The following is a 3,965-nucleotide window of genomic DNA, read 5'->3' as shown; positions in this document are numbered from 1 at the left end:
TGGTCGCCGAGGGCGGACCGGCCGGGCGCCGGATGGCCGGTCTGGCGATCGACTCCCTCCGCGTCACGCAACCGGACTTGCGTGACACCTGCGCGGAGTGCGGCACCCCCGTTCGGCAGCCCGCGACCGGGCGTCCGGCGCGCTACTGCGGGGCGACCTGCCGACAGCGGGCTCACCGGCGCACCCGCCGGTCGGCCGTTACCCTCGGGTAGGTGTCCGTCCCTCCCAGCGCTGTGAGCACGCACGACGTCACGAACCAGGTCCCACCGCTGGACGGGTTCGATCCGCTGGCCTGCGACCCGGCGCTGACGGACGCGCTGCGGCGCGAGGGCGCGGCACCCGATCTCGGGGTGCTCGCCGCGGCCGTGGGGTCGGCGGAGTACCGGGAGCACGCGCGGCTGGCGAACGTGCACGAGCCCGTCCTGCACACCCACGACCGGTACGGGCACCGGATCGACGAGGTCGAGTTCCACCCGTCCTGGCACGCGCTCATGCGGCTCTCGGTGGCGAACGGGCTGCACGGGACGGCGTGGGCCGAGGGCTCGCACGTCGCCCGGGCCGCAGGGTTCTACCTGGTCAGCACGCTGGAGCAGGGCCACTGCTGCCCGATCTCGATGACCTATGCGGCCGTTCCGCCGCTGCGCGGCACTCGGTGGGAGGCGGGGCTGACCACGCGGGTCTACGAGCCGGGGCTCGCGCTCGGCAAGCGCGGGCAGCTGGCCGGGATGTCGATGACCGAGAAGCAGGGCGGCTCGGACGTCCGCACCGGCACCACCCGCGCGACCCCACAGCCGGACGGGACGTACACCCTCGTCGGGCACAAGTGGTTCACCTCGGCGCCGATGAACGACCTGTTCCTCACGCTGGCGCAGGCCCCGGGCGGGCTCACCTGCTTCGTCCTCCCCCGCGTGCTGCCCGACGGCACCCGCAACGCCCTGCGCATCCAGCGCCTCAAGGACAAGCTCGGCAACCGCTCCAACGCCTCGGCCGAGCTCGAGTATGTCGACGCCGTCGGGTGGCGGGTCGGGGAGGAGGGCCGCGGCGTCCCGACGATCATCGAGATGGTCTCCATGACCCGTCTCGACTGCGTGCTCGGGGCCGCCGGGACCACCCGCGCGGCGCTGTCCGAGGCCGCGAACCACGTGGCGCACCGCTCCGCGTTCGGTGCCCGACTGGCCGACCAGCCGCTGATGCAGGCCGTCGTCGGGGAGCTCGCGGTGGAGTCCGAGGCCGCCACGACGCTCGCGCTGCGTCTGGCCGGGGCCGTCGAGCGCGGGGAGACGGCGTTCCTGCGGCTCGCCCTGCCCGCCGCCAAGTACCTGGTGTGCAAGCGGACCTCGGCGGTGGTCGGCGAGGCGTTGGAGTGTTTGGGCGGCAACGGGTACGTGGAGAACTCGCCGATGCCGCGGTTGTTCCGGGAGAGTCCGCTCAACTCGATCTGGGAGGGATCGGGCAACGTCACCGCGCTCGACGTCCTGCGCGCCGTCGCCCGCTCGCCCGAGTCCGTCGACGCGGTGCTCGACGAGATCGACCTCGCCCAGGGCGCCGACGCCCGCTTCGACCGCACCCTGAGCGTGCTGCGCACCGAGCTGCAGCACGCCGAGCCGCGCCGCGCCCGCCGCCTGGCCGAGCTACTCACGCTGTGCCTGCAGGGCTCGCTGCTGCTGCGCACGGCGCCGGTCGAGGTCTCCGACGCCTTCCTCGCGGGCCGCCTCCAGCCCGACGGCCCCTGGCGCACCGCGGGCACCCTCCCCGAGGGCATCCCCGCGAAGCCCCTCCTGGAGCGCGTCACCCCCACCCTCTGAGCGAACGGCACTCTCGCTCACTCCTTCTGAACGAACGGCACTCTCGCTCACTCCTTCTGAAAGCTCACTCCTATTGAGCGAACGGCACTCTCGTTCACTCCTTCTGAGCGAGAGTGCCGTTCGCTCAGAGTCCGTCCGGCTCCCGCGCGATCCTCGAGAGGGTCTGCAGGGCGCGGAGGAAGGCACCACGGTCGGCCGGGTCGAGCCTGCCGAGGTAGGTCTCCTCGGCCGCCTGGATCGCCCGCTGGGTCCGGTCGCGCAGGTCGGCCCCTGCCGGGGTGATCTCGACGAGGCGGACCCTCCGGTCGGTCGGGTCCGGCCTGCGGGCGATCAGGCCGCGTTCCTGCAGCTCGTCGAGCACGGGGATGACGCGCGACTTGTCGGCGCCGATCGCCTGGGCCAGCGCGGCCTGCGTGCGCACGGGTCCCTCCCCGAGACCGAGCAGGACCGCGTAGGCCCACATCCCCAGGCCGTGCTCGGCGAGGATCGGCTCCTCGGCGGCGAGCAGGACCCTGCCCAGCGGGGCCAGCATCGCGGCGAGATCCGGTCGGCGTGCCTCCTCCACGGGCTCACCGTAACCGGGTGACTAAATAGTGTGCACGCGCCTATCATAGGCTTATGCCTACCAAATCTCTCCATCGCGAGTCCCTCGACCTGACCCTCGCCGCCGCGCGTTCCGTCACCGTCGACCGGCTCAGTGCGCCGACGCCGTGTGCGGGCTGGGTCGTCGCCGACCTCCTCGACCATATGACCGTGCAGAACCTCGGCTTCGCCGCGGCCGCGCGCGGAAAGGGCGCCGATCCGGAGCTCTGGATCGGCGGTGGCCTGCGCACCGATCCGGTGGCCGACCTCGTGGCCTCGGCCGCGGTCGTGGTCGAGGCGTTCGCCGAGCCCGGAGTCTCCGAGCGGCCGTTCACGCTGCCGGAGCTGTCCGGGAGCGACTTCCCGGGATCGCAGGCGGTCGTCATGCACACCGTCGACTCGGTCCTGCACGCCTGGGACCTCGCCCGCAGCCTGGGAACGGACATCGCCCCGAGCGCGGAGCTGGTGCGGTTCACGCTGGAGCTGGGCGAGCAGATCCCCGACGGTGACCGCCGCCTGGAGCCCGGCTCCCCCTTCGGGCCCCGCCTGCAGGTCGCGGACACGGCACCCACCCTCGACCGAGCACTGGCCCTCTACGGCCGCTCCCCGACCTGGCCCGGGTAGCGGCGCCCCCTCCGATGGTCTCCTCGCAGGGCCACCACGGCAGTCCTCGGGCAGAGCCGTCCCGGGTTCCGTCGCCTGGCCGGCCCGATCGGTCGAGGAGCTCAGCTGCGCGGCGGGGCGACTCGCGCCTGGGTCGACCGGAACCGGGTCACGCGCAGTCGGTGCCGGTCCACCAGTCGCCCAGGAGCTCCAGGGCCTCGTCTCCGAAGGGGTTGAGGCCGGGGCCCTTCGCCAGGGAGTGCGCGACGTGCACGTGCAGGCACTTCACCCGGTCCGGCATCCCGCCCGCGCTCACGGACGTGCCCAGGGACTCGATCGCGTCCCGCTCGGCGAGGTAGGACTCGTGGGCGCGGCGGTACTGCGCGGCCAGCTCGGCATCCTCGGCGAGGCGGTCGGTCATGTCCTTCATCAGCCCGGAGGCCTCGAGGGTGCCGATCTTCGAGGCCAGCCGCGGGCAGGTGAGGTAGTAGAGCGTGGGGAACGGCGTGCCGTCGGGGAGCCGTGGTGCGGTCTGCACGACGTTCGGGTGCCCGGAGGGGCAGCGCGCCGCGACCAGGCGCATCCCGCGGGGCGCCCGGCCGAGCTGCGCGGTGACCCGGTCGTGGTCCAGCGCGGAGATGCTCATCGCGGCGCTCCTTCCGTGACCTCGCTCCACAGTGACCGGTACCAGGGCGTGGCCCGGCGGGCGGCCTCGACCTCCTCGGCCGACAGCGTGTTCGGCAGCTGCACCACGTAGGGCACCTCGCCGGGCCGTACGTACCCGAGCCGCGACCGCGCCTCCGCGGCCACCTCGTCCGGGTTGGACAGCCGGGACTTCTGCTCGTTCAGCTCGGCGACCTCCGCCTGCAGCGCCTGCTGCTGGGCGGTGACCGCGGCCAGGTCCTGCCGCTGCGCCACGTAGTTGCGCAGCGGCACCGCGACGGTGAGCGCGAGCGCGCAGACCACGATCGCCAG

5 protein-coding genes are annotated in these 3,965 nt (G+C 73.3%); 2 read left to right on the top strand and 3 right to left on the bottom strand.

The genetic code is table 11. The features are described from left to right. Window positions 1-212: 212 nt before the first annotated feature. The gene (locus H5J29_RS23905) at window positions 213-1,805 is read left to right on the top strand and encodes an acyl-CoA dehydrogenase family protein (protein WP_312858374.1); all 1,593 of its coding nucleotides are present in this window, start codon (window positions 213-215) and stop codon (window positions 1,803-1,805) included. A gap of 124 nt (window positions 1,806-1,929) precedes the next feature. Here the strand turns inward: H5J29_RS23905 and H5J29_RS23900 are convergent, their stop codons facing one another. Continuing rightward, entirely contained in the window at window positions 1,930-2,370 is a 441-nt protein-coding gene (locus H5J29_RS23900; RefSeq protein ID WP_312858373.1) for a MarR family winged helix-turn-helix transcriptional regulator, read from the bottom strand. Window positions 2,371-2,423: 53 nt separating this feature from the next. Between H5J29_RS23900 and H5J29_RS23895 the strand changes: the two genes are divergently transcribed. Beyond that, on the top strand, window positions 2,424-3,011 hold the full coding sequence (locus H5J29_RS23895; protein WP_181783277.1) for a TIGR03086 family metal-binding protein: 588 nt from the start codon (window positions 2,424-2,426) through the stop codon (window positions 3,009-3,011). A gap of 148 nt (window positions 3,012-3,159) precedes the next feature. Here H5J29_RS23895 and H5J29_RS23890 read toward each other — a convergent pair whose 3' ends face one another. Beyond that, a complete protein-coding gene (locus H5J29_RS23890) occupies window positions 3,160-3,636 on the bottom strand; it encodes a DUF501 domain-containing protein (protein ID WP_181783276.1) in 477 nt (158 codons plus the stop codon). Beyond that, the coding region (locus tag H5J29_RS23885; RefSeq protein ID WP_181783275.1) for an FtsB family cell division protein at window positions 3,633-3,965 on the bottom strand (333 nt) is incomplete at its 5' end. The genes H5J29_RS23885 and H5J29_RS23890, both read right to left, overlap by 4 nt.

Source organism: Pseudonocardia pini (assembly GCF_013870575.1).
GTDB classification, from domain to species: domain Bacteria; phylum Actinomycetota; class Actinomycetes; order Mycobacteriales; family Pseudonocardiaceae; genus Pseudonocardia; species Pseudonocardia pini.
Note: the sequence above shows the minus strand (reverse complement) of the source record. Positions and strands in the feature narration are given on the sequence as shown.